This window comes from Streptomyces sp. NPDC048603 (genome assembly GCF_043199475.1).
Taxonomy (GTDB): Bacteria; Actinomycetota; Actinomycetes; order Streptomycetales; family Streptomycetaceae; genus Streptomyces.
This window is the reverse complement of the sequence record NZ_JBICVY010000003.1, coordinates 666,142-687,818: the sequence shown is the minus strand read 5'-3', so window position 1 is coordinate 687,818 and position 21,677 is coordinate 666,142. Positions and strand designations below refer to the sequence as shown.

Sequence of the window (21,677 nt, the reverse complement as noted above, 5' to 3'; positions counted from 1 at the left end):
TTCCGGTTCCGGCGCTTTCGCGCTTTTCCCTTCCGGCGGTTCCGACTCTATCAGATCCTTTCGGGCCTGACTCCCAGTCAGCGGGTTTGTCTTCCTGGCTCGTTGAGCCGTTCCGACGAGGTGAGACCTTAGCGGATTCCTTGCCCCCGACCTAATCGGCGGCTGTGCCTCTCGGACACGGATTCCTCATTCGCAAATACGCATGAAAACGAGACGACGAAGTGCGTCGTTCGTTCGAATGAGTGTTGCGGAATGGCTGTCCGGGGACCGACCGGAGTCGGCGCTCACGTCGGACAACTCGAAGAACCTTACGGACCTCGGAAGTCTGTGTCAACCCCCTCCTGGGTCACGTCCCTGCCCTGCCCCCGCCACGGGATCAAACCCCGCGCCGGGAGCCGGCCCGCGGGTCTAGCCTGGGGCGCATGACCACGCATGCGCTCGCGCTCAGCCTTCGCTGGTGGGCCGCCTGACGGCGGCCGACCTTCGACGCGAGCACGTATGCGCTCCACGGCCGCCGCTTCGGCGGCCGTTCGTGTTTCTGCCCTCCGGGCAGTCGGTCGCCGGGCCACTCGCGGCAGCCACCGACACCGACAGGGAGCAGGGACGGACATGGCAAGGGACACGGCAAGGGTCTTCAGCGGGATCAAGCCGACCGGGCACATGACGCTGGGCAACTATCTGGGCGCCGTACGGCAGTGGGTCGCGGCTCCTGACGACGGGCTGTTCTGCGTCGTCGACCTGCACGCGCTGACCGTTGAGCACGATCCGGCGCGGGTGCGGCGGCTGAGCCGGCAGGCGGCGGCGCTGCTGCTGGCCTCGGGGCTGGACCCGGAGCGGTGCACACTCTTCGTGCAGAGCCATGTGGACGAGCACACCCGGCTCGCCTATCTGCTGGAGTGCACCGCCTCCGACGGGGAGCTGCGCCGCATGGTGCAGTACAAGGAGAAGACGGCGAGGGCGCGGACTTCCGGGGAGCAGGTGCGGCTGTCGCTGCTGACCTATCCGGTGCTGATGGCCGCGGACATCCTCGCGTACGGGACGGACGAGGTGCCGGTGGGCGAGGACCAGCGGCAGCACGTCGAGCTGACCCGGGACCTGGCGGTGCGGTTCAACCAGCGGTACGGGCACACGTTCACGGTGCCGAGGGCGACGCTTCCGGCCGTGGCCGCGCGGGTGATGAACCTGCAGGACCCGACCTCGAAGATGGGGAAGTCCGACGACTCCGGGCCGGGCATCGTCTATCTGCTCGACGAGCCGGAGACGGTGACGCGGAAGGTGATGCGGGCGGTCACGGACAACGAGGGCGGGGTCGTGTACGACCGGGCCACGCGGCCGGGGGCGGCGAACCTGCTGGACATCCTGGCCGCCTGCACGGGCGGGGACCCGGAGCGGCTGGCCGAGGGGTACGACGGGTACGGCGCGCTGAAGCGGGACGTCGCGGAGGCGGTGGTCGAGGTGCTGCGGTTGGTGCGGGAACGGCACGCGGAGCTGGCCGCGGATCCGGCCGCGGTGGAGGGGGTGCTGCGGGCGGGGGCCGAACGGGCCCGGGGTCTGGCCCGGCCGGTGGTGGACCGGGCGTACGAGGCGATCGGGCTGCTCGTCCCCTGAAGCATCCGGTCCCGTCCCGTGCGGGAGGCGGCGGGGCCCCGCGATGCGGGGCCCCGGGCGTCAGCTGTTGCCGGAGGCGAGTTCGCGGCTGCGGTCGCGGGCGGCTTCGAGGGCGGCGATGAGGGCGGCCCGTACGCCGTGCTTCTCCAGCTCGACGATGGCGTTGATGGTCGTGCCGGCCGGGGAGGTGACGGCCTCGCGGAGCTTGACCGGGTGCTCGCCGCTGTCGCGGAGCATCACGGCGGCGCCGATGGCGGCCTGGACGATGAGGTCGTGGGCCTGGGCGCGCGGCAGGCCGAGGAGGATGCCGGCGTCGGTCATGGCTTCGACGAGGTAGTAGAAGTACGCCGGGCCGGAGCCGGAGAGTGCGGTGGCGGCGTCCTGCTGGGATTCGGGGACCCGGAGGGTCTTGCCGACGCCGCCGAAGATCTCCTCGGCGTGGGCGAGGTCGGCGGCGGTGGCGTGGCTGCCGGCGGAGATGACCGACATGGCCTCGTCGACGAGGGCGGGGGTGTTGGTCATGACGCGCACGACGGGGGTGCCGGGGGCGAGCCGCTCCTCGAAGAAGGAGGTGGGGATGCCGGCGGCGCCGCTGATGACGAGGCGGTCGGCGGGGACGTGCGGGGCGAGTTCCTCCAGGAGCTTGCCCATGTCCTGCGGCTTGACGGTGAGGATGAGCGTGTCGGCGCGCTTGGCGGCCTCGGCATTGCCGACGGCCTCCACTCCGTAGCGGGTGCGCAGTTCCTCGGCGCGCTCGGCACGGCGTGCGGTGACCAGGAGCTTCGAGGCGGGCCAGCCGCCGCGGATCATTCCGCTGAGCAGGGCCTCGCCGATCTTGCCGGTGCCGAGGACTGCGACTGTCTGGGTCATGCGGACTCACCTCGCCGAAAGTCTTCAAAGGTCGTACGGCCTCATCCTTGCACTCGGCCGGTGGTGCGGGACGGGCTGTCCGATGCGTGGTCAGGGGGTGCGGCGGCGGAGGGTGGCCGCGCCGAGGGCGAGCACGAGCAAGGCGCAGCCGGCGACGACGAGGGCGTCGCGGACGAAGTCGGCGGTCATGTCGGTGTGGGTGAGGACCTCGTTCATGCCGTCGACGGCGTAGGACATGGGGAGGACGTTCGAGATGCCTTCCAGGACCGGCTGCATGGTGTTGCGGGCGGCGAACAGGCCGCAGAGCAGCAGCTGGGGGAAGATCACGGCCGGCATGAACTGGACGGCCTGGAACTCGGACGCGGCGAAGGCGGAGACGAACAGGCCGAGGGCGGTGCCGAGGAGGGCGTCGAGCAGGGCGACGAGCAGCAGCAGCCAGGGCGAGCCGATGACGTCGAGGCCCAGGACCCAGAGGGCGGTGCCGGTGGCGAGGAGGGACTGCAGGACGGCGAGGCTGCCGAAGGCGAGCGCGTAGCCGGCGATGAGGTCGGCCTTGCCGAGGGGCATGGCGAGGAGGCGTTCGAGGGTGCCGGAGGTGCGTTCCCGGAGGGTGGCGATGGAGGTGATGAGGAACATCGTGATGAGCGGGAAGATGCCGAGGAGGCTGGCGCCGATGCCGTTGAAGGTGCGCGGGCTGCCGTCGAAGACGTAGCGCAGGAGCGTCAGCATCAGGACGGGGACCAGCAGCATCAGGGCGATGGAGCGCGGGTCGTGGCGGAGCTGGCGCAGGACGCGGGCGGCGGTGGCGGTGGTGCGGGCCAGGCTGATCGCCTGCGTGCCGGCGAGGTGTGTCGCGGTCATGGTTGCGGCTCCCGGGAGCGGAGGTGCGCCTGGTGGTTCGCCTCGTCGACGAGGTGGAGGAAGCCGGCCTCGACGGTCTCGGACCCGGTGCCGGCGCGGAGGCCGTCCGGGGTGTCCTGGGCGAGGATGCGGCCGTCTCGCATGAGGAGGAGGTCGTGGCAGCGCTCGGCCTCGTCCATGACGTGGGAGGAGACGAGGAGGGTGGTGCCCCGGGTGCGGGCGATCTCGTGGAAGAGGTTCCAGAGGTCGCGGCGGAGGACGGGGTCCAGGCCGACGGTGGGTTCGTCGAGGACGAGCAGCTCGGGGGTGCCGAGCAGGGCGACGGCGAGGGATACGCGGCTGCGCTGGCCGCCGGAGAGCCGGCCGGCGAGGGCGTGGGTGTGGGCGGCGAGGTCGACGTCGGCGATGGCCCGGTCGACGTCGGCGCGGCGGGCTTCGGCTGCGGCGCGGCCCGGGTTGAGGATCGCGGCGAAGTAGTCGAGGTTCTGCCGGACGGTGAGGTCGTCGTAGACGGACGGGGCCTGGGTGACGTACCCGATGCGGGAGCGGAGGTCGGGGTGGCCGGCGGGACGGCCGAGGACTTCGAGGGTGCCGGTGACGTGGGCCTGGGTGCCGACGACGGCGCGCATGAGGGTGGTCTTTCCGCAGCCGGAGGGGCCGAGGAGGCCGGTGATGCGGCCGCGGGGGACGTCGAAGTCGATGCCGTCGATGACGGCGCGGAGGGCACGGCCGGTACCGCGGCGGACGGTCAGGGCGCGGGCACGGACGGCGGGCGCGGTGGCTGCGGCGACCGCGGCTGTGGCGGCTGCTACCGGTGCGGCTGTGGCGGCTGCTGCGGGTGGGTCGGGGGGCTCCCCGCCTTCCATATTCCTCATGTGATGAATATTGCTCCTGGCGGTGCCGGGGCGTCAATGGGCGGGGGTGCGTACCCGGGCTACTTCTTGCGCTTGGGGCGACGGGCGGCCGGGTTGCCGGTACGGGCGCTGCGGCGGCGGGTGTACTCGGCGAGGGCCTTCTCGTACTCGGCACGGTGCAGTGCCTCGCCGGGGGCCTCCTGGAGGCAGCGCAGGAAGTACGCGATGAGCGAGCCGATGAAACCGATGAGCTTCAGGCCCCTGAGCGAGGCCTCGTCGGAGGACGGCCGCCGGCGGTACTTGAACGATTCCCAGGTCTTGAAGAAGGCGATGGCGCTGGAGATCGCGAAGAGGACGACCACGGAGATGGAGAGGAAGGGGCCGACGTCGCCGATCTGCAGACCCTCGTAGGCGGCGCGCAGCAGGAACGCGGCGGCGACGGCGGTGATCAGGGAGCCGGCGGCCACGCCTACGCGGCGCAGGGCGTAGCCGTTGTCGTGGTTCACCCAGGTGGTGCCGAAGAACTTGATCGGCTCGGGCTCGGGGCCGACAGCGGCCTTGTCTGCCCTGTCTGCCCTATCGGCCTTGTCCTGCTGCTGCGCCTGCTGCTGCGCCTGCTGCTGCTCGTCGCTCACGCCTGCGATTATCCCCCGCCGGGGCGGGAGCGGCCGGAGCGGTCCGGGTGTCGGACGCCCGCCCCGGCCGGGCTGCGCGGATGTGTCAGCCGCAGCGGTTGGCGACGTAGCCGTCGGTCCCCGTCTTGACGTAGGCGTCGGAGACGAACTGGCCGTTGCCGATGCAGTCCCAGATGTTGGTGGTGCCGTACGGGCCGGAAACGGTGGTGCCGGGGCACTGGCAGCGGATCGACACCCAGGCGCCCAGAGGCAGGACCTTCACGACCGGGTAGCCGGTGCCCGGGCCGCTGCGGACGTTGACCTGGTAGCCCGGGGCGATCGGGTAGGAGGGGAAAACAGCCTCTGCCGCGAGGGTCGTGGCCTCGCCCGGCTCACTTACCTGGTCTTCAACCGACATGCGTGTCTCCCCCGTTGAGCTGTCCGCTCGGCAACTCGCGCAGGGTAGCAGGCTGTGGCCGAATCGTACGGGTCATCGACTAGGCTCCGGCGGGGGTGGTGGGCCATGCAGTCGCTGCGCGCCGAGCAAGCCGGATTTCCCGAGTACGCCGGGCAGTACCGGCTGGAATCCGTGCTCGGTTCCGGCGGCATGGGCGTAGTGCATCTGGCCACTTCGGCCTCCGGTCTGAAGCTCGCCGTGAAGGTCGTGCATGCCGAGCACGCCGTCGATCCTGAGTTCCGGGCCCGGTTCCGGCAGGAGATCGCCGCCGCACGGCGGGTCAGCGGAGCCTTCACCGCGCCCGTCGTGGACGCCGACGCGGATGCCGAGCGGCCGTGGATGGCCACTCTGTTCATCGATGCGCCGACGCTCGCCGAGCGGGTACGGGAGGGGATCCTCGACGGGCCCGAGGTGGCGCGGCTGGGAGCAGGGCTGGCCGAGGCGCTGCGGGACATCCACCGGGCCGGTGTGGTGCACCGGGACCTCAAGCCGAGCAACGTGCTGATGGCGGCCGACGGGCCGAAGGTGATCGACTTCGGGATCTCCCGGCCGTACGACAGTGATCTGCGGACGGAGACCGGGAAGCTGATCGGGACTCCGCCGTTCATGGCGCCGGAGCAGTTCCAGCGGCCGCGGGAGGTCGGGCCGGCGGCGGACGTGTTCGCGATGGGGTCGGTGCTGGTGCACGCGGCGACCGGGCGGGGGCCGTTCGACTCGGACAGCCCGTACATCGTGGCCTATCAGGTGGTGCACGACGAGCCGGACCTCACCGGTGTGCCGCCGCGGCTCGCCCGGATCGTGGAGCGCTGCCTGTCGAAGGAACCGGCCCGGCGGCCGTCGGCGGACGAGCTGATCGCGGTGCTGCGCGCGGCTGCTTACCCGACGTCCGACGACGACACCCGGGCCTTCATACCGCAGCCGAGGCAGCCGGTGTCCGCTACGCGCGCGGCAGCCTGCCGACGGGAATCCGAGCGGGAGCGGGAACGCCGGCAGGAGACGCACCGACGGGACCGGGCGGTCCTGGTGGGGCCGGTGGACGGGCCGGCCGGCGGTTCTGCCGCCCAGGTCCCGCCGGCCGGACCGGGCCGCTCGCGTCCGTGGAGGAAGCCCGTGCTGTGGGCCGGCGTCGTGGCACTGCTGGCCGGTGGCCTGGTGGGCGGCTGCATGCACCTCGTCTCAGGGTCCGGCTCGGGGCGGGGCGGCGCAGGGAGCACCTCGACGGCCCGACCCGGTTCCGGGGCCGGCGCGTTCGCGGGCTGGAGCGTCGCGCTGGGTCCGCGCGGAGCGCCGGCGCAGGCACCGGCCTGCTCCTGGGCTTCGGCGGCGCTGTTCTGTGCGGCACCCGGGGTGGCGGCCCGGATCGACCCCAGGAACGGATCGGCTGCCTGGACGGTTCCGCTGCCGGGTCAGGCAACCGCCCCGGGCGGCGCGGCCGCACCGGTTTCCGCGGGCGGCCTCGTGCTCGTCTCCGCGCTCCCGGACGGCGGGGTCCGGGCACTGGATCCGGCCACCGGTGCTCAGCGCTGGCGCAAGGACCTGCCCCCCGGGGCCAGGCTGGTGCCCGCCGGCCGACGCGTCCTGGTCGTGACGACCACGGGCACCGTCACCGCGTACGACGCGGCGACGGGTACGGCGGGCTGGACGAAGCAGCTCGGCGGCATCGGCTCGGTGTGGTTCCCCGGGCCGGAGGCGGCGCCGGGGCCGGGCCTGTACGTGGCCACGCCGACCGCGGACGGCAGCAGCACCGAAGTCATGGGGGTGGAGGCAGCGGGCGGATCGGTCGCGTGGCGGGTACGGACGGCGGGTACGGCGGCACCCGTCGGCGTGGCCGCCGGACAGCTGCACCTGCTGGCGGCCGACACCAGGATGCTCACCCACACCGTGGTGCGGGTGGACCTGCGGACCCGGGCGGTACGGCAGACCCGGCCGGCGGCACCGCTGACGGATGCGCAGGCGGCCGTGGCGGCCGACGGTTCCGTCTACGTCTTCGGCACGTCCGGTGCCCTCGCTGCCGTCGGCCCGGACCGGGAGCGGTGGCGGCTGGAGACCGGAGTCACGGACGCCTCCCGGCCGGTCCACGTCGGCGAGCGGGTGTATGTGACCGCCCTGGACGGGAGGTTGCTGGCGGTCGACGCGGACTCCGGACGTCTCGTCGGGCAGACCCAGCCCCGGATGGCGTCCGGGACCACCTACACCGCGGCGCTCCCGGCTCCCGTGGCCGCTGACGGCAAGGTGTTCGCGAGCGCGCCCGACGGGTCGGTGTTCGCCGTGGACGCCGCCGATCCCGGGAGCTGGTGAGCCGGGGGGCGTCGGCCCGGGCACCGGGGCCGTAACGGCGAAACCCCGCCGGTCCGGGAGGGCGGCGGGGTTCGGGGAGCCCGGTGGGGTCGGTGGGTCAGCCCAGCTTCGAGACGTCGCGGACGGCGCCCTTGTCGGCGCTGGTGGCCATCGCCGCGTAGGCGCGCAGGGCCGCGGAGACCGTGCGCTCGCGGTCCTTCGGGGCGTAGACGCCACCGAGGGCTTCGCGGCGCGCGGCCAGGGTCTCCTCGTCGACCAGGAGCTCGATGGAACGGTTCGGGATGTCGATGCGGATGCGGTCGCCGTCCTGGACCAGGGCGATGGTGCCGCCCGAGGCCGCCTCCGGGGAGGCGTGGCCGATGGACAGGCCCGAGGTGCCTCCGGAGAAGCGGCCGTCGGTGATCAGGGCGCAGGTCTTGCCGAGGCCGCGGCCCTTGAGGAAGGAGGTCGGGTAGAGCATCTCCTGCATGCCGGGGCCGCCCTTGGGGCCCTCGTAGCGGATGACGACGACGTCGCCGTGCGTGACCTGCTTGGTGAGGATCTTCTCGACGGCCTCGTCCTGGGACTCGCAGACCACGGCCGGGCCCTCGAAGGTCCAGATGGACTCGTCGACGCCGGCGGTCTTCACCACGCAGCCGTCGACGGCGATGTTGCCCTTGAGGACCGCGAGGCCGCCGTCCTTGGAGTAGGCGTGCTCGGCGGAGCGGATGCAGCCGCCCTCGGCGTCCAGGTCCAGGGACTCCCAGCGCTCGGACTGGGAGAAGGCGGTGGCGGAGCGCTTGCAGCCGGGGGCCGCGTGCCACAGCTCCATCGCCTCGTCGGTGGCGGTGCCGGAGCGGGGGTCCCACTTGGCCAGCCAGTCTTCGAGGTTGGCGGAGTGGACGGAGGTGACGTCCTTGTTGAGCAGGCCGCCGCGGTGCAGCTCGCCGAGGATGGCGGGGATGCCGCCGGCGCGGTGCACGTCCTCCATGTAGTACGTGCCGCCGGGCGCGACGTTCGGCGCGACCTTCGCCAGGCACGGGACGCGGCGCGAGACCTCGTCGATGTCCTTCAGGTCGTAGTCCAGGCCGGCCTCCTGGGCGGCGGCGAGGAGGTGGAGGATCGTGTTGGTCGAGCCGCCCATCGCGATGTCGAGGGCCATGGCGTTCTCGAAGGCCTGGCGGGACGCGATGTTGCGCGGCAGGACCGAGTAGTCGTCCTGCTCGTAGTGGCGCTTGGTGATCTCGACGACGGTGCGGCCGGCCTCCTCGTAGAGGGCGCGGCGGGCGGTGTGGGTGGCGAGGACCGAGCCGTTGCCGGGGAGGGCCAGTCCGATGGCCTCGGCGAGGCAGTTCATCGAGTTGGCGGTGAACATGCCGGAACAGGAGCCGCAGGTCGGGCAGGCGTTCTCCTCGATGCGGAGGACGTCCTCGTCGGAGATGTTCTCGTTCGACGCGTCGACCATCGCGTCGATCAGGTCGAGCTTGCGGACGGTGCCGTCGACCAGGGTGGCCTGGCCGGCCTCCATCGGGCCGCCGGAGACGAAGACCACCGGGATGTTCAGGCGCATGGCGGCCATCAGCATGCCGGGGGTGATCTTGTCGCAGTTGGAGATGCAGATCAGGGCGTCGGCGCAGTGCGCCTCGACCATGTACTCCACGCTGTCCGCGATCAGGTCGCGGGAGGGGAGGGAGTAGAGCATGCCGGCGTGGCCCATGGCGATGCCGTCGTCGACGGCGATGGTGTTGAACTCGCGGGGGACGGCGCCGGCGGCCCGGATGGCGTCGGAGACGATCCGGCCGACGGGGGCGAGGTGGGTGTGGCCGGGCACGAACTCGGTGAAGGAGTTGGCGACCGCGATGATCGGCTTCCCGATGTCCTCGCTCGCTACGCCCGATGCGCGCATCAGGGCGCGCGCGCCCGCCATGTTGCGGCCGTGGGTGACGGTGCGGGACCTCAGCTCGGGCATCGGGTTCAGCTCCCCATGAGTATGGACATTGCTCATTACGAGGCTACGCCTCCTGATCGCGATACGGACAGGGTGTCCGGATCCCGGGACGGGATGGTCAGCCTTCGGTCAGGGTTCCGTCAGGTCGCGCCGTATCGGGCCGGGCTTCCGTCAGGTCGCGCCGTATCGGGGCCGGGCTTCCGTCAGGTCGCCGTATCGGGTCGGGCTTCCGTCAGGTAGCGCTGCAGGGTGGGCGCCACCAGTTCGACGATGGCCTCCGGGTCCGCGGACGCGAGCGGCTCGACCTGGACGACGTACCGCAGCACCGCGATGCCGACCATGTGCGAGGCGGCGAGCTCGGCGCGGAAGGTCGGGTCGGGGACGTCGAGGTCGGCCGCGACCCGCTCCACGACGCGGCGCAGCACGAGCTCCCGGAGCACCTTGGCGGCGGCCTCGTGGGTGAGGGCGGAGCGCATGACGGCGAGCAGCGGGGCGCGGGTGGCCGGGTTCTCCCAGACGCCGAGGAAGAAGCGGGTGAGGCGCTCGCCGATGCCCTCGGGGCCTTCGCCGATCACGGCGGGGACGACGAGGGCGGGCTCCATGCTGACCTCGACGGCGGCGGCGAAGAGGTCGTCCTTGGTGCCGAAGTAGTGGTGGACCAGGGCCGGGTCCACGCCCGCGGCCTTGGCGACGCCGCGAACGGAGGTCTTGTCGTAGCCCCGTTCGGCGAACACCTCGCGGGCGGCGAGCCGGATGCGTTCCTGGGTGCTGGGGCCGTCGTCGGCCGCGTCGCGGGGCGGCCGGCCGGGGCCGCGGCGGGGGCGCCGGGGTTCCGGTGCGTCGCCGGCGGGGCCGGGGGCGGCGGGGGTGCTCACGGGCGCGGCACCCGCCGGTGGGTGCCGCCGTCCGCGGACCGGGCGGCGGGGTCGGTGGGACGGGCGGCGTTCGCCGCCGTGTGCGTGGCCGTGGCCGTGGCCAGGTGCAGACGGGTGAAGGCCAGTGCCTCGGCCAGGTCTGCCTCGCGCTCGGCGGAGGACATGGCCCGGCGGGTGTTGACCTCGATCACGACGTGGCCGTCGAAGCCGCTGAGCGCGAGGCGTTCCAGCAGCTCGGCGCAGGGCTGGGTGCCGCGGCCGGGGACGAGGTGCTCGTCCTTGGCGGAGCCGTTCCCGTCGGCGAGGTGTACATGGGCGAGCCGGTCGCCCATCCGGTCGACCATGGCGGTGGCGTCGGTCCGGGCGGTGGCGGTGTGCGAGAGGTCGACGGTGAAGTGGCGGTAGTCGTCCTTGGTGACGTCCCACTCCGGGGCGTAGGCGAGCATCTCGCGGTCGCGATAGCGCCAGGGGTACATGTTCTCGACGGCGAACCGCACGTCGGTCTCGTCGGCCATGCGCCAGATGCCGCTGACGAAGTCGCGGGCGTACTGCCGCTGCCAGCGGAACGGCGGGTGGACGACGACGGTGGACGCGCCGAGCCGTTCGGCTGCCGCCTGCGCGCGGCGGAGCTTGGTCCACGGGTCGGTGGACCACACCCGCTGGGTGATCAGCAGGCAGGGGGCGTGGACGGCGAGGATGGGCACCTGGTGGTAGTCGGACAGCCGCCGCAGCGCCGCGACGTCCTGGCTGACCGGGTCGGTCCAGACCATCACCTCGACCCCGTCGTAACCGAGGCGGCCGGCGATCTCGAAGGCGGTGGCGGTGGACTCGGGGTAGACCGAGGCAGTGCTCAGCGCGACCTTCGCGTTGGGGATCCGGACGGGTTCTGCCACGGGGACAGCGTACGGGCCGCTCCGCCGCCGGGCCCCGCCCGGGGGAAATCCCGGGCCCCTCGCCCCGGCCGCACCCGTCCGGGCGGCCCTTCCGGACGGCCCTTCCGGACGGCCCTTCCGGACGGCCCTTCCGAACGGCCTTCCGGACGGCCTTCCGGACGGCCCCTAGCCCATGTGGTCCAGGCGGCGGAGGATCAGGCCCTCGCGCAGGGCCCAGGGGCAGATCTCCAGCTGGTCCACGCCGAACAGGTCCATCGCGCCCTCCGCGACCAGTGCGCCCGCCAGCAGCTGGCCGGCGCGGCCGTCGGAGACGCCCGGCAGGGCGGCCCGCTGGGCGGCCGTCATCGACGCCAGCTGCGGGACCCACTCCTCCAGGTCCTTCCGGCTCAGGTCCCGCTGTACGTACGGACCGGCCGCCGAGCCCGCCGCGCCCGCGATCCGGGCCAGCTGCTTGAAGGTCTTGGAGGTGGCCACCACGTGGTCGGGGGTGCCGAAGCGGCTGAACTCGCCGACCGACCGCGCGATCTGCGCGCGCACGTGCCGCCGCAGTGCCTTGACGTCCGCCGCGTCGGCGGGGTCGCCGGGCAGCCAGCCGGCCGTGAGGCGCCCCGCGCCCAGCGGCAGCGAGACCGCCGCGTACGGGTCCTCGTCGATGCCGTACGCGATCTCCAGCGAGCCGCCGCCGATGTCCAGCAGCAGCAGCTTCCCCGCCGACCAGCCGAACCAGCGCCGGGCGGCCAGGAAGGTCAGCTTCGCCTCGTCCGCACCGCTCAGGACCTGGAGGTCGACGCCGGTCTCGGACTTCACGCGGTCGAGCACCTCGTCCGCGTTCGGCGCCTCCCGCACCGCGGAGGTCGCGAACGGCAGCACCTCCTCGCAGCCCTTGTCCTCGGCCGCGATCACCGCGCCCGCGATCACCGACACCAGCCGCTCCACGCCCTCCGGGCTGACCGCGCCGGAGTCGTCGAGAAGCTGTGCCAGCCGAAGTTCCACCTTGTGCGAGTGCGCGGGAAGCGGGCGCGCGCCGGGGTGCGCGTCCACCACCAGCAGATGGATCGTGTTCGAACCCACATCAAGGACACCGAGTCTCATACGCGAAACGCTACTGGCCCGGACGCGGATGGGTGAGGTAAGGGGCGCTTAGGCTTGGGTTTGTGCCAAATTCGAAGAAGGCCAAGACGAAGAAGACGGCCGGGAAGGCCGCCGAGCCCGACGAGAAGGGCCTCGACTTCCCCCGGGCCTGGGTCGAGTTCCCCGACCCCGCCGACGAGGAGCAGGTCTTCCGCTGCGACCTGACCTGGCTGACCTCGCGCTGGACCTGCATCTTCGGCAGTGGCTGCCAGGGGATCAAGGCCGGCCGGGCCGAGGACGGCTGCTGCACGCTCGGCGCGCACTTCTCCGACGAGGACGACGAGAAGCGCGTCGCGGAGCACGTGGCACGGCTCACCCCCGACCTGTGGGAGTTCCACGACGTCGGCGACAAGACGGGGTGGACGCAGTTCGACGACGACGGCGAGAAGCAGACCCGCCGCTGGAAGGGCGCGTGCATCTTCCTGAACCGGCCCGGTTTCCCGGCCGGCGCGGGCTGCTCCCTGCACATCCTGGCCCTTCGGGAGGGCCGCGAGCCGCTGGAGACCAAGCCGGACGTCTGCTGGCAGCTGCCGATCCGGCGCACGTACGAATGGATCGACCGGCCCGACGACACGCGGGTGCTGCAGGTCTCGATCGGCGAGTACGACCGGCGCGGCTGGGGCCCGGGTGGCCACGACCTGCACTGGTGGTGCACCTCGGCGACGTCCGCGCACGGGGCCGGGCAGCCGGTCTACGTCTCGTACCGGGCCGAGCTCACCGAGCTGATGGGCAAGGAGGCGTACGACGTGCTGGTCGAGCTGTGCGAGGCCCGGCTGGCCTCGCTCCTGCCGATGGCACCCCACCCGGCCGACCCGGTCCCCCCGGCCGACCCGGCGTGAGTCCCAGGATCCGGCGTGAGTCCTAGGATCCGGTGAGCCCGCGGCCCGGTGTCCGGTGCGCGGCGGGTGTCGGGAAGCCGAAGTCTGGGAGGGGTCATGTACGGACGTGTCCGGGACGGCGTGGGGAAGGCAGCGGCACTGCTGGTGATCGCGGCCACCGTGGGGTGCGGGCAGGCGGACGGGGGTGACCCGGCGCCGGGCTCCTCGGCTCCGGCCGCCGCCGTCACCACGTCTCCGACTCCGACGCCCACAGCTCCGGCCCCGTCGGCCACACCGACGGCGACAGCCTCCTCGGCGTCCTCCCCCGCGCCGTCCCCGCCCGCGCCGGCGCCCACGTCCGTGCCCACGGCCACGGCGGGCCCGGCCTCCTCTTCCCCGCCGGCACCGGCGCAGTCTCTGACCGGTACGCCGGCCAGGCCCAAGCCGAAGCCGCCCGTCTCCCCGTCCGTACCGCCGCCGCGGGACTGAACCGCAGGACCGACCGGGGGCCAGCCGCAGGACCAGCCGGGACCGCCGTCCCGCTACGGACCGGTCGGCCCCGGGGAAACGGTTCCGCCCGGGGAGGGCTCCTGGGGCGGGATCGGGGTCTGGCTCCCGGTGGGTGCGGGTGTCGGGGCCGGGGTGTCCGTGGGTGTCGGGGTGGGAGTCGGTGTCGGTGTCGGCGTCGGCCCCGGGGTGTCCGTGGGCGGAGGGGTCGGGGCCGGGGTCGGCGCGGGGGTGGCGGCCGGCGGCGGTACCGGCGTGGCCGCCGGGCGGCCGCGGCCCTGGATCGCGATCACCGCGTCGCCCGGTTCGACGCCGACCCGGCCGATCCACGGGCCGGCGGGCTGGCCTGCCCGGTCCACGGTGATCCGCAGGGTGACCGATTCTCCCGGCGCCAGCGTGCCCCAGGTCCGCTCCGCCCGCAGCCACGGCGCGTCCGACCAGAGCCGCCAGTGCACGGGGGCACCGCCGGACGCGGTGAGCCGCAGGTAGGTGGTGCCGCCACGGGACACCGCGGCCACCTCGACCCTCCCCGGTCCGGCCGGGCCCGGCGGGGTGGCGGTGGGGGCGCCGGTGCTGATCACCTCGACCGAGACGTCGGAGTCCGGGTGCGTCCGGCTGCTCTCGGCGAAGCCGGGCGTGCTGCCGGTGCGCGCGGCGTTCCCGGCGTTCTCGTACGCCGGGAACGGGCCGCCGTCCGCCTGCGCGGGCTCCTCGGCACCGTCGGCGGAGATGCGGGTGGCGCCCGCGCCCCCGGCGGGCTCGCCCGTGCTGGGTGCGCCCCGGTACGCCGCCCAGAGCGCCAGCACCGGCGCGGCCACCACGGTGGCGACCACCGTGGTGGTGACCGCCCGCGCCCGGATCCGGTCGCGGCGGGCGGCGCGGTCCCTGGGGTCCATCGGGAAGCCGGCACGGGTGAACCGGGGCGCGGTGGCGCGCACGGACCGGGCGGCGCCGAGCCGGGCGGCGTGGACGGCTCCGCGCGGGGCGGGGACCAGCGGGAGGGCCGCCGTACGGGTCCCGCCGGAGCCGGGCCAGGGGCCGGCGGCCCCGGCCCGCTCGGCGAGCCTGCGGCAGCGCGGGCAGTCGTCGACGTGGCGGACCAGCTCGACCCGCAGCGTGGTGGAGAGCAGGACCTGGCTGTCGCCGGTGAGCCGGGCCAGGGCCGGGCAGCAGCCGGTCTCGACGACGGCGAGGGCGGCCCGGGTCCGCTCCACCTCGCAGGCGGCGCCGGAGAGCAGCTCGCGGGCGGCGGCCGGGGGCGTGCCGAGCACGGCGGCCAGTTCGGGTACGCCGAGGCGGTGGCGGACGGCGAGTTCCAGTGCCTCCCGCTGCTCGGGGGTGGTACCGGCGGCTTCCGGCCAGGCCAGCCGGGCCAGCTCGGCCTGTCGGAGGTCGTCCTCGGCCGCTTCCTCCGCCGCGGACGTCGTGTGCGGGGTGGCCGGACCGGCGCCGGCGGCCGGTGCGCCGCCCTCCGCACCGTTCGTGCGCCCCCTGTGCTCCGGCGCACACCCTGGGCTGCGCACGCTCCCCGCGGCGGGGTCCTGCGCGGTCCGCCCCTCGGACCGGTCCGCGATCCGGCCCGCGGCCCGGCCGGGCCTGCCGTGCCGGGTCCGCCGCTGCTCGCCCAGGCGCCGCAGACAGGCCCAGCGGGCCAGCGCGTACAGCCACGACCTGCGCTCCCCCTCGCCGGGACATCGCCCCGGGTAGCGTTCGGCCACCGCCAGGACCTCGCCAAGCACCTCGACGGCGGCCTCGTGATCGCACAGCACGGACAGGCAATAGGTGAAGAGGCCGTCCAGATACGGCTCGTGGGGGGAGGCGGGAGGCTGGTCTTCCCCGGAGGGCGTGCGCCCGTGCGCCCGGTGTGCGCCGGTGCGCGCGTCGGGTTGTGCCTGACTGCTGCTGGTCACTGGGCGACCGTAGGCGGCGCGCCGGTGACGCCTTGGAAGCCTTGAGCAGTTTTAACCCTTACGGGTGACCAGATCGGCCAAAACAGGACAGCTTCCCTGACGGCCGGCGGCCCGGTCCTGCCGGTGACGGCCCGGCCCTGTCGGTGGCGGCCGTTACGGTGGGCGCATGGCTGCCCGTACATCCCGCTCATCCGCCAAGGACCGGCCGTCCTACCGCTGCACCGAATGCGGCTGGACGACCGCAAAGTGGCTCGGCCGCTGCCCCGAGTGCCAGGCCTGGGGCACCGTCGAGGAGTACGGCGCCCCCGCCGTGCGGACCACCGCGGCCGGGCGGGTGTCCAGCGCGGCCCTGCCCATCGGGCAGGTGGACGGCCGGCAGGCGACGGCCCGGAGCACCGGGGTGGACGAGCTGGACCGGGTGCTCGGCGGCGGGCTGGTGCCCGGCGCGGTGGTGCTGCTGGCCGGCGAGCCGGGCGTGGGCAAGTCCACGCTGCTGCTGGACGTGGCGGCGAAGGCGGCGAGCGAGGCGCACAGGACGCTCTACGTGACGGGTGAGGAGTCGGCGAGCCAGGTCCGGCTGCGCGCCGACCGGATCAACGCCCTGAGCGACCACCTCTACCTGGCGGCGGAGACGGACCTCTCGGCGGTGCTCGGCCACCTGGACGCCGTGAAGCCCTCGCTCCTGGTCCTGGACTCGGTGCAGACCGTCGCGTCGCCGGAGATCGACGGCGCCCCGGGCGGCATGGCGCAGGTCCGGGAGGTGGCCGGGGCGCTGATCCGGGCCTCCAAGGAGCGCGGGATGTCCACCCTGCTGGTCGGCCACGTGACCAAGGACGGCGCCATCGCCGGCCCGCGGCTGCTGGAGCACCTGGTGGACGTGGTGCTGCACTTCGAGGGCGACCGGCACGCGCGGCTGCGCCTGGTGCGCGGCGTGAAGAACCGGTACGGGGCCACGGACGAGGTCGGATGCTTTGAACTGCACGACGAGGGGATCACGGGGCTGGCGGATCCGTCCGGGCTGTTCCTGACCCGGCGCGCCGAGCCGGTGCCGGGCACCTGTCTGACGGTCACCCTGGAGGGCCGGCGCCCGCTGGTCGCCGAGGTGCAGGCGCTCACCGTGGACTCGCAGATCCCCTCGCCCCGGCGGACCACCTCGGGCCTGGAGACCTCGCGGGTCTCGATGATGCTGGCGGTGCTGGAGCAGCGCGGCCGGATCAGCGCGCTGGGCAAGCGGGACATCTACTCGGCGACGGTGGGCGGGGTGAAGCTGTCGGAGCCGGCCGCGGACCTGGCGATCGCCCTGGCCCTGGCCTCGGCGGCCTCGGACACCCCGCTGCCGAAGAACCTGGTCGCCATCGGCGAGGTCGGCCTGGCGGGCGAGGTGCGGCGGGTGACCGGCGTCCAGCGGCGGCTCGCCGAGGCGCACCGGCTGGGCTTCACGCACGCCCTGGTCCCGGGTGACCCGGGCAAGGTCCCGGCGGGCATGAAGGTGATCGAGGTCGCGGACATGGGCGACGCCCTGCGGGTCCTGCCGCGCAGCCGGAGGGCGGCCGCCAAGCCGGCGGAATAATCGATTCCGCCCCGTGTTCCCGGGCCCGGGCCCGGGAAGCTCCGGCGGGGCCACAGCATGCGCCGGTAGACTTTGGGCTGGTCCGCCCACCCCCGCGCACACGGGGCGCGGCGGCGAAACCCGCGACCGGAGGAGTGCAGTGGCAGCCAAGGACGGGGCAGCAGCATCCGGAAAGTCCGGCGCGAGCTCCAAGCACGACGCGTTGATGCGCGCGTCGCTGACCGCCGTCGCCCCTGGTCAGGCCCTGCGTGACGGCCTGGAGCGGATCGTCCGCGGCAACACCGGCGGGTTGATCGTCCTCGGCATGGACAAGGCCGTCGAGGCGATGTGCACGGGCGGCTTCGTGCTGGACGTGGAGTTCACCGCCACCCGGCTGCGCGAGCTGTGCAAGCTCGACGGCGCGGTTGTACTGGACAAGGACATCACCAAGATCCTGCGGGCCGGTGTGCAGCTGGTCCCGGACGCGTCCATCCCCACCGACGAGACCGGCACCCGGCACCGCACCGCCGACCGCGTGTCCAAGAGCTGCGGCTTCCCGGTCGTGTCCGTCTCCCAGTCGATGCGGCTGATCGCGCTCTACGTGGACGGGGAGCGCCGGGTCCTGGAGGAGTCCGGGGCCATCCTGTCCCGTGCCAACCAGGCGCTGGCCACCCTGGAGCGGTACAAGCTCCGGCTCGACGAGGTCGCGGGCACCCTGTCCGCGCTGGAGATCGAGGACCTGGTCACCGTCCGCGATGTGACCGCCGTCGCCCAGCGGCTGGAAATGGTCCGCCGGATCGCCACCGAGATCGCCGAGTACGTGGTCGAGCTCGGCACCGACGGCCGCCTGCTCTCGCTCCAGCTCGACGAGCTGACCGTGGGCATCGAGGCGGAGCGCGAACTCGTCATCCGCGACTACGTGCCGGAGCCCACGGCGAAGCGTTCCCGCACGGTGGACGCTGCACTGGCCGAGCTGGACGCGCTGACCCACACGGAGCTCCTGGAGCTGCCCGTGGCCGCCCGCGCGCTCGGCTACACCGGCTCCCCGGAGAACATGGACTCCGCGGTCTCGCCGCGCGGCTACCGGCTGCTGGCGAAGGTGCCCCGACTGCCCGGCGCGATCATCGAGCGGCTGGTCGAGCACTTCGGCGGGCTGCAGAAGCTGCTCGCGGCGAGCGTCGACGACCTGCAGACCGTCGACGGCGTCGGAGAGGCGCGGGCGCGGAGCGTCCGCGAGGGGCTGTCCCGGCTCGCGGAGTCCTCGATCCTGGAGCGTTACGTCTGACGCCCACGGGCGTCTAGGACGCGGAGACCGAGGACTCCGGCTCCGCCGCATCGTCCGGATCCACCACGTCGTCCGGATCCACCACGTCGTCCGGGTCCGCCGCACCGCCGGTCCCCGTCGAGGGTGATCCCGGCACCGGGGAACCGCTCGGCTTCTTCGACAGGGAGCCGTAGCAGACCAACTGCACCCTGACCGTCGTGACGCCGTCCCGGTCCGGCATGGGGGGCGGCGCCGTCGCCGTCCAGTTCCCCTTGCGCAGGCTCAGCACGGCGATCGCGGGGTCGTGGCCGGGTCCGTCCTGCCAGCCCCGGGCACGTGCCTTCGCCTCGCCCTCCCGGAGCGCCGTGGCCACCGCCCCGGCGTCCGCTCCCGGCCCGGTCGGCGCCGGCCCGGCGAGCCGTCCGGTCAGCCATTCCGTGCACTCGAACTGGATCATGTCCTGCGGCTGGCGCGTGACGGTGAAACCGGCCGCCTCCAGGGAGCCGGTCAGCTCCCGCACCACCGTGTCCACCGGCAGGGGCGGGCCCGAGTAGCGCGGGGGCAGCGGCCCGAGGTCCTTCAGAGGGTGCGCGCACCCGGTCGCCGCGAGCAGCGCGGCCACCAGGCCGGCGGCCGCCGGCCCGGTGGTGCGTATCCGGGACCTCCGCACGTTCGGCACCGCCTCAGTCCTGCTTGAGCACGAAGGAGATCTGGGCGACCGGCATGCCGGGGGCCTTCACCTCGACCATGTACGTTCCCGCCACCGCGCTGCCCTCCGGCGGGGTGGCGCACTGCCCGGCCGCGCTGAACTTCCGGTCCCACTCCAGCGACTGGCTGGTCTGCCCCTGGGACTGCACCCGGTAGAAGACGTTGCCGGGACCCGAGGGGCAGTGCTCGGAGGACCAGACCGCCTTGCTGGTGCTGCCCTGAATGATGGTCAGCACGGCCTGCTTTGGCCCGAGATCGACCTTGCAGCTGGTGCCGGAGATGTTGCGGGCGACGAGTTCCAGTCGCGGCCGCTCGCCCGCCTCGTACGCGTTCTTGGCGCTCTTGACCTCCCAGCGGAGGTAGTTGGGCGCGCAGGTGGGCAGCTGGGAGTCGGCCGGGACCTGGTCGGTGCCGCCACCGCCGGAGCCGCCGCCGGTGCCCGCGCCGGAGCTTCCGCCCGTGCCGGCGCCCGGATCGCCGTTCTTGCCGCTGCCGGAATCCCCGCTGGTGCCGCCCGAAGCGGAACCTGTGCCGGAGCCCGTTCCCGTACCGGCGGTGCCCGACTCGTCACGGCCGCCCGGGGCCGCGGTGATCGCCGGGCCCTTGCCCGGGGTGCCGGCGGTGATGGAGGCGGCGGGGGCGGGTCCGCCGGACCCCTTGCCGTCGTCGTTCACCTTGCTGCCGCCGGAACTGACGGTCCATACGGCGAGGAGCGCGAGCAGTGCCGCGACGGACGCCAGAACCGCCCTCCGTCGCCAGTAGATGGAGGAGGGAAGCGGCCCGACCGGATTGCGCAGAGATCCCACGGACGGAACTCTACGAGAGTCCGGGAGTCGATCAGTGCCCCACATGCCGGACGGCACAGGTGTTTTGGCGATGATCATTCCGGCGGGGCATGCGGAACGGCCCGGAAGCGCTCGGATCCGGCCACCTCGGCGGCGAAGGCACTGATCCTCTTTACATACTCTTGGTGTTCATGGACAGCTCCGAGCTCTACCGAGACATCACCGACTTCGCACACACCACCCCCGGCTGGGTCCAGACCACGGCCGAGGTGTGGACCGAACTCGGCCTGCTTCTCTTCGGAGTTCTGTTCCTCGCCCTCTGGTGGCGGGCCCGCACCCTCGGCCCGCACGCCTTCTCGGCGGCCCTGCTCGCGCCGCTGGTCACCGCCTTCGGATACGTCGTCTCCGAGCTCGTGAAGTCCGCCATCGAGGAGGAACGTCCCTGCAGGGCCGTGGCCGGCGCCGTCACCCCGCTGATCGACTGTCCCGCGTACGGCGACTGGTCCTTCCCCAGCAACCACTCCGCCATCGCCGGGGCCGCCGCGATCGCCCTCGCCCTGGCCCTGCCCCGGCTGGCCCTGCTCACCGTGCCGATGGCCCTGCTGATGGCCTACTCCCGCGTCTTCACCGGCGTGCACTACCCCCACGACGTCGCGGTCGGCCTGCTCCTGGGCGGCGCGGTGGCCGCCGTGCTGATGATCCTGCTCACCGGTACCACCAGCCGGCTGGTCAGCACCGTCCGCTCCAGCGGGGTCGGTCCGGCGGTCTGGTTCACCGGTCCGGGCCCCGCGCGGTAGGCCCCGTTCGTGCCAGGATGCGGAGTGCCATGACTGCTACCTCCGCCGCCGCGCACGCACTCCACGCCCCCGTCCTCGACTGGTTCGACCAGCACGCCCGCGACCTGCCCTGGCGCCGCCCCGAGGCCGGCCCCTGGGGCGTCATGGTCAGCGAGTTCATGCTGCAGCAGACCCCCGTCAAGCGGGTCCTGCCCGTGTACGAGCAGTGGCTCGCCCGCTGGCCCCGGCCCGCCGACCTGGCCGCCGAGGCCCCCGGCGAGGCCGTCCGCGCCTGGGGCCGGCTCGGCTACCCCCGCCGCGCCCTGCGGCTGCACGGCGCCGCGGTGGCCATAACGGAGCGCCACGGCGGCGACGTACCCAGCGACCACGCACAGCTGCTGGCCCTGCCCGGCATCGGCGAGTACACGGCCGCCGCCGTGGCCTCCTTCGCGTACGGACAGCGGCACGCGGTCCTCGACACCAACGTCCGCCGGGTCTTCGCCCGGACCACCACCGGCATCGAGTACCCGCCGAACGCCACCACCGCCGCCGAGCGGCACCTCGCCCGGGAGCTGCTGCCCGAGGACGAGACCACCGCCGCCCGGTGGGCCGCCGCCTCCATGGAGCTCGGCGCCCTCGTGTGCACCGCCAAGAACCCCGACTGCGCCCGCTGCCCGGTCGCCGGACTGTGCGCCTGGCGCCTGGCCGGGAAACCGCCGCACGACGGTCCCCCGCGGCGCGGGCAGACGTACGCCGGCACCGACCGGCAGGTCCGCGGCAAACTCCTGGCCGTCCTGCGCGAGGCCGTCGGCCCGGTCCCGCAGGCCCTGCTGGACGCCGTCTGGGACGAACCCGTGCAACGGGCCCGCGCACTGGACGGACTGGTCTCCGACGGCCTGGTGGAACCCCTCGCCGGCGGCACCTACCGGCTGCCCCGCACCTAACCGGAACCAGTGTGGCAGTACCGCTGTT

19 protein-coding genes are annotated in these 21,677 nt (G+C 73.5%); 7 read left to right on the top strand and 12 right to left on the bottom strand.

What is annotated here, in order from left to right:
• Nucleotides 1-609: 609 nt before the first annotated feature.
• The gene (gene trpS, locus ACGFQ9_RS09875; protein ID WP_393572964.1) at nucleotides 610-1,608 is read left to right on the top strand and encodes a tryptophan--tRNA ligase; all 999 of its coding nucleotides are present in this window, start codon (nucleotides 610-612) and stop codon (nucleotides 1,606-1,608) included.
• Nucleotides 1,609-1,668: 60 nt separating this feature from the next.
• Here the strand turns inward: trpS and proC are convergent, their stop codons facing one another.
• The 5 genes from proC to ACGFQ9_RS09850 all read right to left on the bottom strand — a co-directional run bounded on the left by proC (nucleotide 1,669) and on the right by ACGFQ9_RS09850 (nucleotide 5,225).
• Nucleotides 1,669-2,478: a pyrroline-5-carboxylate reductase gene (gene proC / locus ACGFQ9_RS09870; protein ID WP_393572962.1), complete on the bottom strand. Its 810-nt coding sequence runs from the start codon at nucleotides 2,476-2,478 to the stop codon at nucleotides 1,669-1,671.
• Nucleotides 2,479-2,568: 90 nt separating this feature from the next.
• The gene (locus ACGFQ9_RS09865; RefSeq protein WP_393572960.1) at nucleotides 2,569-3,339 is read right to left on the bottom strand and encodes an ABC transporter permease; all 771 of its coding nucleotides are present in this window, start codon (nucleotides 3,337-3,339) and stop codon (nucleotides 2,569-2,571) included.
• Complete coding sequence (locus ACGFQ9_RS09860; protein ID WP_393572958.1) at nucleotides 3,336-4,214, bottom strand: ABC transporter ATP-binding protein; 879 nt, start codon at nucleotides 4,212-4,214, stop codon at nucleotides 3,336-3,338. Before ACGFQ9_RS09860 ends, ACGFQ9_RS09865 begins: the two co-directional genes overlap by 4 nt.
• 59 nt (nucleotides 4,215-4,273) lie before the next feature.
• Entirely contained in the window at nucleotides 4,274-4,723 is a 450-nt protein-coding gene (locus ACGFQ9_RS09855) for a hypothetical protein (RefSeq protein ID WP_393573036.1), read from the bottom strand.
• 190 nt (nucleotides 4,724-4,913) lie between these two features.
• Nucleotides 4,914-5,225, bottom strand: a complete 312-nt coding sequence (locus tag ACGFQ9_RS09850; protein ID WP_393572956.1) for a peptidase — start codon at nucleotides 5,223-5,225, stop codon at nucleotides 4,914-4,916.
• A gap of 105 nt (nucleotides 5,226-5,330) precedes the next feature.
• Here ACGFQ9_RS09850 and ACGFQ9_RS09845 point away from each other — a divergent pair, with 105 nt between their 5' ends.
• Nucleotides 5,331-7,562: a PQQ-binding-like beta-propeller repeat protein gene (locus tag ACGFQ9_RS09845; protein ID WP_393572955.1), complete on the top strand. Its 2,232-nt coding sequence runs from the start codon at nucleotides 5,331-5,333 to the stop codon at nucleotides 7,560-7,562.
• 97 nt (nucleotides 7,563-7,659) lie between these two features.
• On the opposite strand, the gene ilvD is transcribed toward ACGFQ9_RS09845, so the two are convergent.
• From ilvD to ACGFQ9_RS09825, 4 genes are all read right to left on the bottom strand, one after another.
• A complete protein-coding gene (gene ilvD, locus ACGFQ9_RS09840) occupies nucleotides 7,660-9,510 on the bottom strand; it encodes a dihydroxy-acid dehydratase (RefSeq protein WP_393572954.1) in 1,851 nt (616 codons plus the stop codon).
• 182 nt (nucleotides 9,511-9,692) lie between these two features.
• Entirely contained in the window at nucleotides 9,693-10,364 is a 672-nt protein-coding gene (locus ACGFQ9_RS09835) for a TetR family transcriptional regulator (RefSeq protein ID WP_393572952.1), read from the bottom strand.
• Complete coding sequence (locus ACGFQ9_RS09830) at nucleotides 10,361-11,257, bottom strand: sugar phosphate isomerase/epimerase family protein (RefSeq protein WP_393572951.1); 897 nt, start codon at nucleotides 11,255-11,257, stop codon at nucleotides 10,361-10,363. Before ACGFQ9_RS09830 ends, ACGFQ9_RS09835 begins: the two co-directional genes overlap by 4 nt.
• A gap of 165 nt (nucleotides 11,258-11,422) precedes the next feature.
• The gene (locus ACGFQ9_RS09825; RefSeq protein ID WP_393572950.1) at nucleotides 11,423-12,349 is read right to left on the bottom strand and encodes a Ppx/GppA family phosphatase; all 927 of its coding nucleotides are present in this window, start codon (nucleotides 12,347-12,349) and stop codon (nucleotides 11,423-11,425) included.
• Nucleotides 12,350-12,411: 62 nt separating this feature from the next.
• Between ACGFQ9_RS09825 and ACGFQ9_RS09820 the strand changes: the two genes are divergently transcribed.
• On the top strand, nucleotides 12,412-13,227 hold the full coding sequence (locus ACGFQ9_RS09820; protein WP_393572949.1) for a hypothetical protein: 816 nt from the start codon (nucleotides 12,412-12,414) through the stop codon (nucleotides 13,225-13,227).
• 521 nt (nucleotides 13,228-13,748) lie between these two features.
• Here the strand turns inward: ACGFQ9_RS09820 and ACGFQ9_RS09815 are convergent.
• The gene (locus ACGFQ9_RS09815; RefSeq protein ID WP_393572947.1) at nucleotides 13,749-15,623 is read right to left on the bottom strand and encodes a hypothetical protein; all 1,875 of its coding nucleotides are present in this window, start codon (nucleotides 15,621-15,623) and stop codon (nucleotides 13,749-13,751) included.
• A gap of 166 nt (nucleotides 15,624-15,789) precedes the next feature.
• Between ACGFQ9_RS09815 and radA the strand changes: the two genes are divergently transcribed.
• Nucleotides 15,790-17,193, top strand: coding sequence for a DNA repair protein RadA (gene radA / locus ACGFQ9_RS09810; protein WP_393572945.1), 1,404 nt, complete (start codon nucleotides 15,790-15,792; stop codon nucleotides 17,191-17,193).
• Nucleotides 17,194-17,332: 139 nt separating this feature from the next.
• On the top strand, nucleotides 17,333-18,457 hold the full coding sequence (gene disA / locus ACGFQ9_RS09805) for a DNA integrity scanning diadenylate cyclase DisA (RefSeq protein ID WP_393572943.1): 1,125 nt from the start codon (nucleotides 17,333-17,335) through the stop codon (nucleotides 18,455-18,457).
• Between the two features lie 13 nt (nucleotides 18,458-18,470).
• On the opposite strand, the gene ACGFQ9_RS09800 is transcribed toward disA, so the two are convergent.
• Nucleotides 18,471-19,115: a hypothetical protein gene (locus ACGFQ9_RS09800; protein WP_393572941.1), complete on the bottom strand. Its 645-nt coding sequence runs from the start codon at nucleotides 19,113-19,115 to the stop codon at nucleotides 18,471-18,473.
• Nucleotides 19,116-19,119: 4 nt separating this feature from the next.
• On the bottom strand, nucleotides 19,120-19,950 hold the full coding sequence (locus ACGFQ9_RS09795; protein WP_393572939.1) for a hypothetical protein: 831 nt from the start codon (nucleotides 19,948-19,950) through the stop codon (nucleotides 19,120-19,122).
• A 170-nt stretch (nucleotides 19,951-20,120) separates the two neighbouring features.
• Here ACGFQ9_RS09795 and ACGFQ9_RS09790 point away from each other — a divergent pair, with 170 nt between their 5' ends.
• The gene (locus ACGFQ9_RS09790; protein ID WP_393572937.1) at nucleotides 20,121-20,726 is read left to right on the top strand and encodes a phosphatase PAP2 family protein; all 606 of its coding nucleotides are present in this window, start codon (nucleotides 20,121-20,123) and stop codon (nucleotides 20,724-20,726) included.
• Between the two features lie 29 nt (nucleotides 20,727-20,755).
• The gene (locus ACGFQ9_RS09785; protein WP_393572935.1) at nucleotides 20,756-21,649 is read left to right on the top strand and encodes an A/G-specific adenine glycosylase; all 894 of its coding nucleotides are present in this window, start codon (nucleotides 20,756-20,758) and stop codon (nucleotides 21,647-21,649) included.
• Nucleotides 21,650-21,677: the final 28 nt, after the last annotated feature.

Excerpts from the sequence above, each read along its gene's own strand:
- trpS (WP_393572964.1), top strand. The coding sequence starts at position 610 with ATGGCAAGGGACACGGCAAGGGTCTTCAGCGGGATCAAGCCGACCGGG.
- proC (WP_393572962.1), bottom strand. The coding sequence starts at position 2,478 with ATGACCCAGACAGTCGCAGTCCTCGGCACCGGCAAGATCGGCGAGGCC.
- ACGFQ9_RS09865 (WP_393572960.1), bottom strand. The coding sequence starts at position 3,339 with ATGACCGCGACACACCTCGCCGGCACGCAGGCGATCAGCCTGGCCCGC.
- ACGFQ9_RS09860 (WP_393572958.1), bottom strand. The coding sequence starts at position 4,214 with ATGAGGAATATGGAAGGCGGGGAGCCCCCCGACCCACCCGCAGCAGCC.
- ACGFQ9_RS09850 (WP_393572956.1), bottom strand. The coding sequence starts at position 5,225 with ATGTCGGTTGAAGACCAGGTAAGTGAGCCGGGCGAGGCCACGACCCTC.
- ACGFQ9_RS09845 (WP_393572955.1), top strand. The coding sequence starts at position 5,331 with ATGCAGTCGCTGCGCGCCGAGCAAGCCGGATTTCCCGAGTACGCCGGG.
- ilvD (WP_393572954.1), bottom strand. The coding sequence starts at position 9,510 with ATGCCCGAGCTGAGGTCCCGCACCGTCACCCACGGCCGCAACATGGCG.
- ACGFQ9_RS09825 (WP_393572950.1), bottom strand. The coding sequence starts at position 12,349 with ATGAGACTCGGTGTCCTTGATGTGGGTTCGAACACGATCCATCTGCTG.
- radA (WP_393572945.1), top strand. The coding sequence starts at position 15,790 with ATGGCTGCCCGTACATCCCGCTCATCCGCCAAGGACCGGCCGTCCTAC.
- ACGFQ9_RS09790 (WP_393572937.1), top strand. The coding sequence starts at position 20,121 with ATGGACAGCTCCGAGCTCTACCGAGACATCACCGACTTCGCACACACC.
- ACGFQ9_RS09785 (WP_393572935.1), top strand. The coding sequence starts at position 20,756 with ATGACTGCTACCTCCGCCGCCGCGCACGCACTCCACGCCCCCGTCCTC.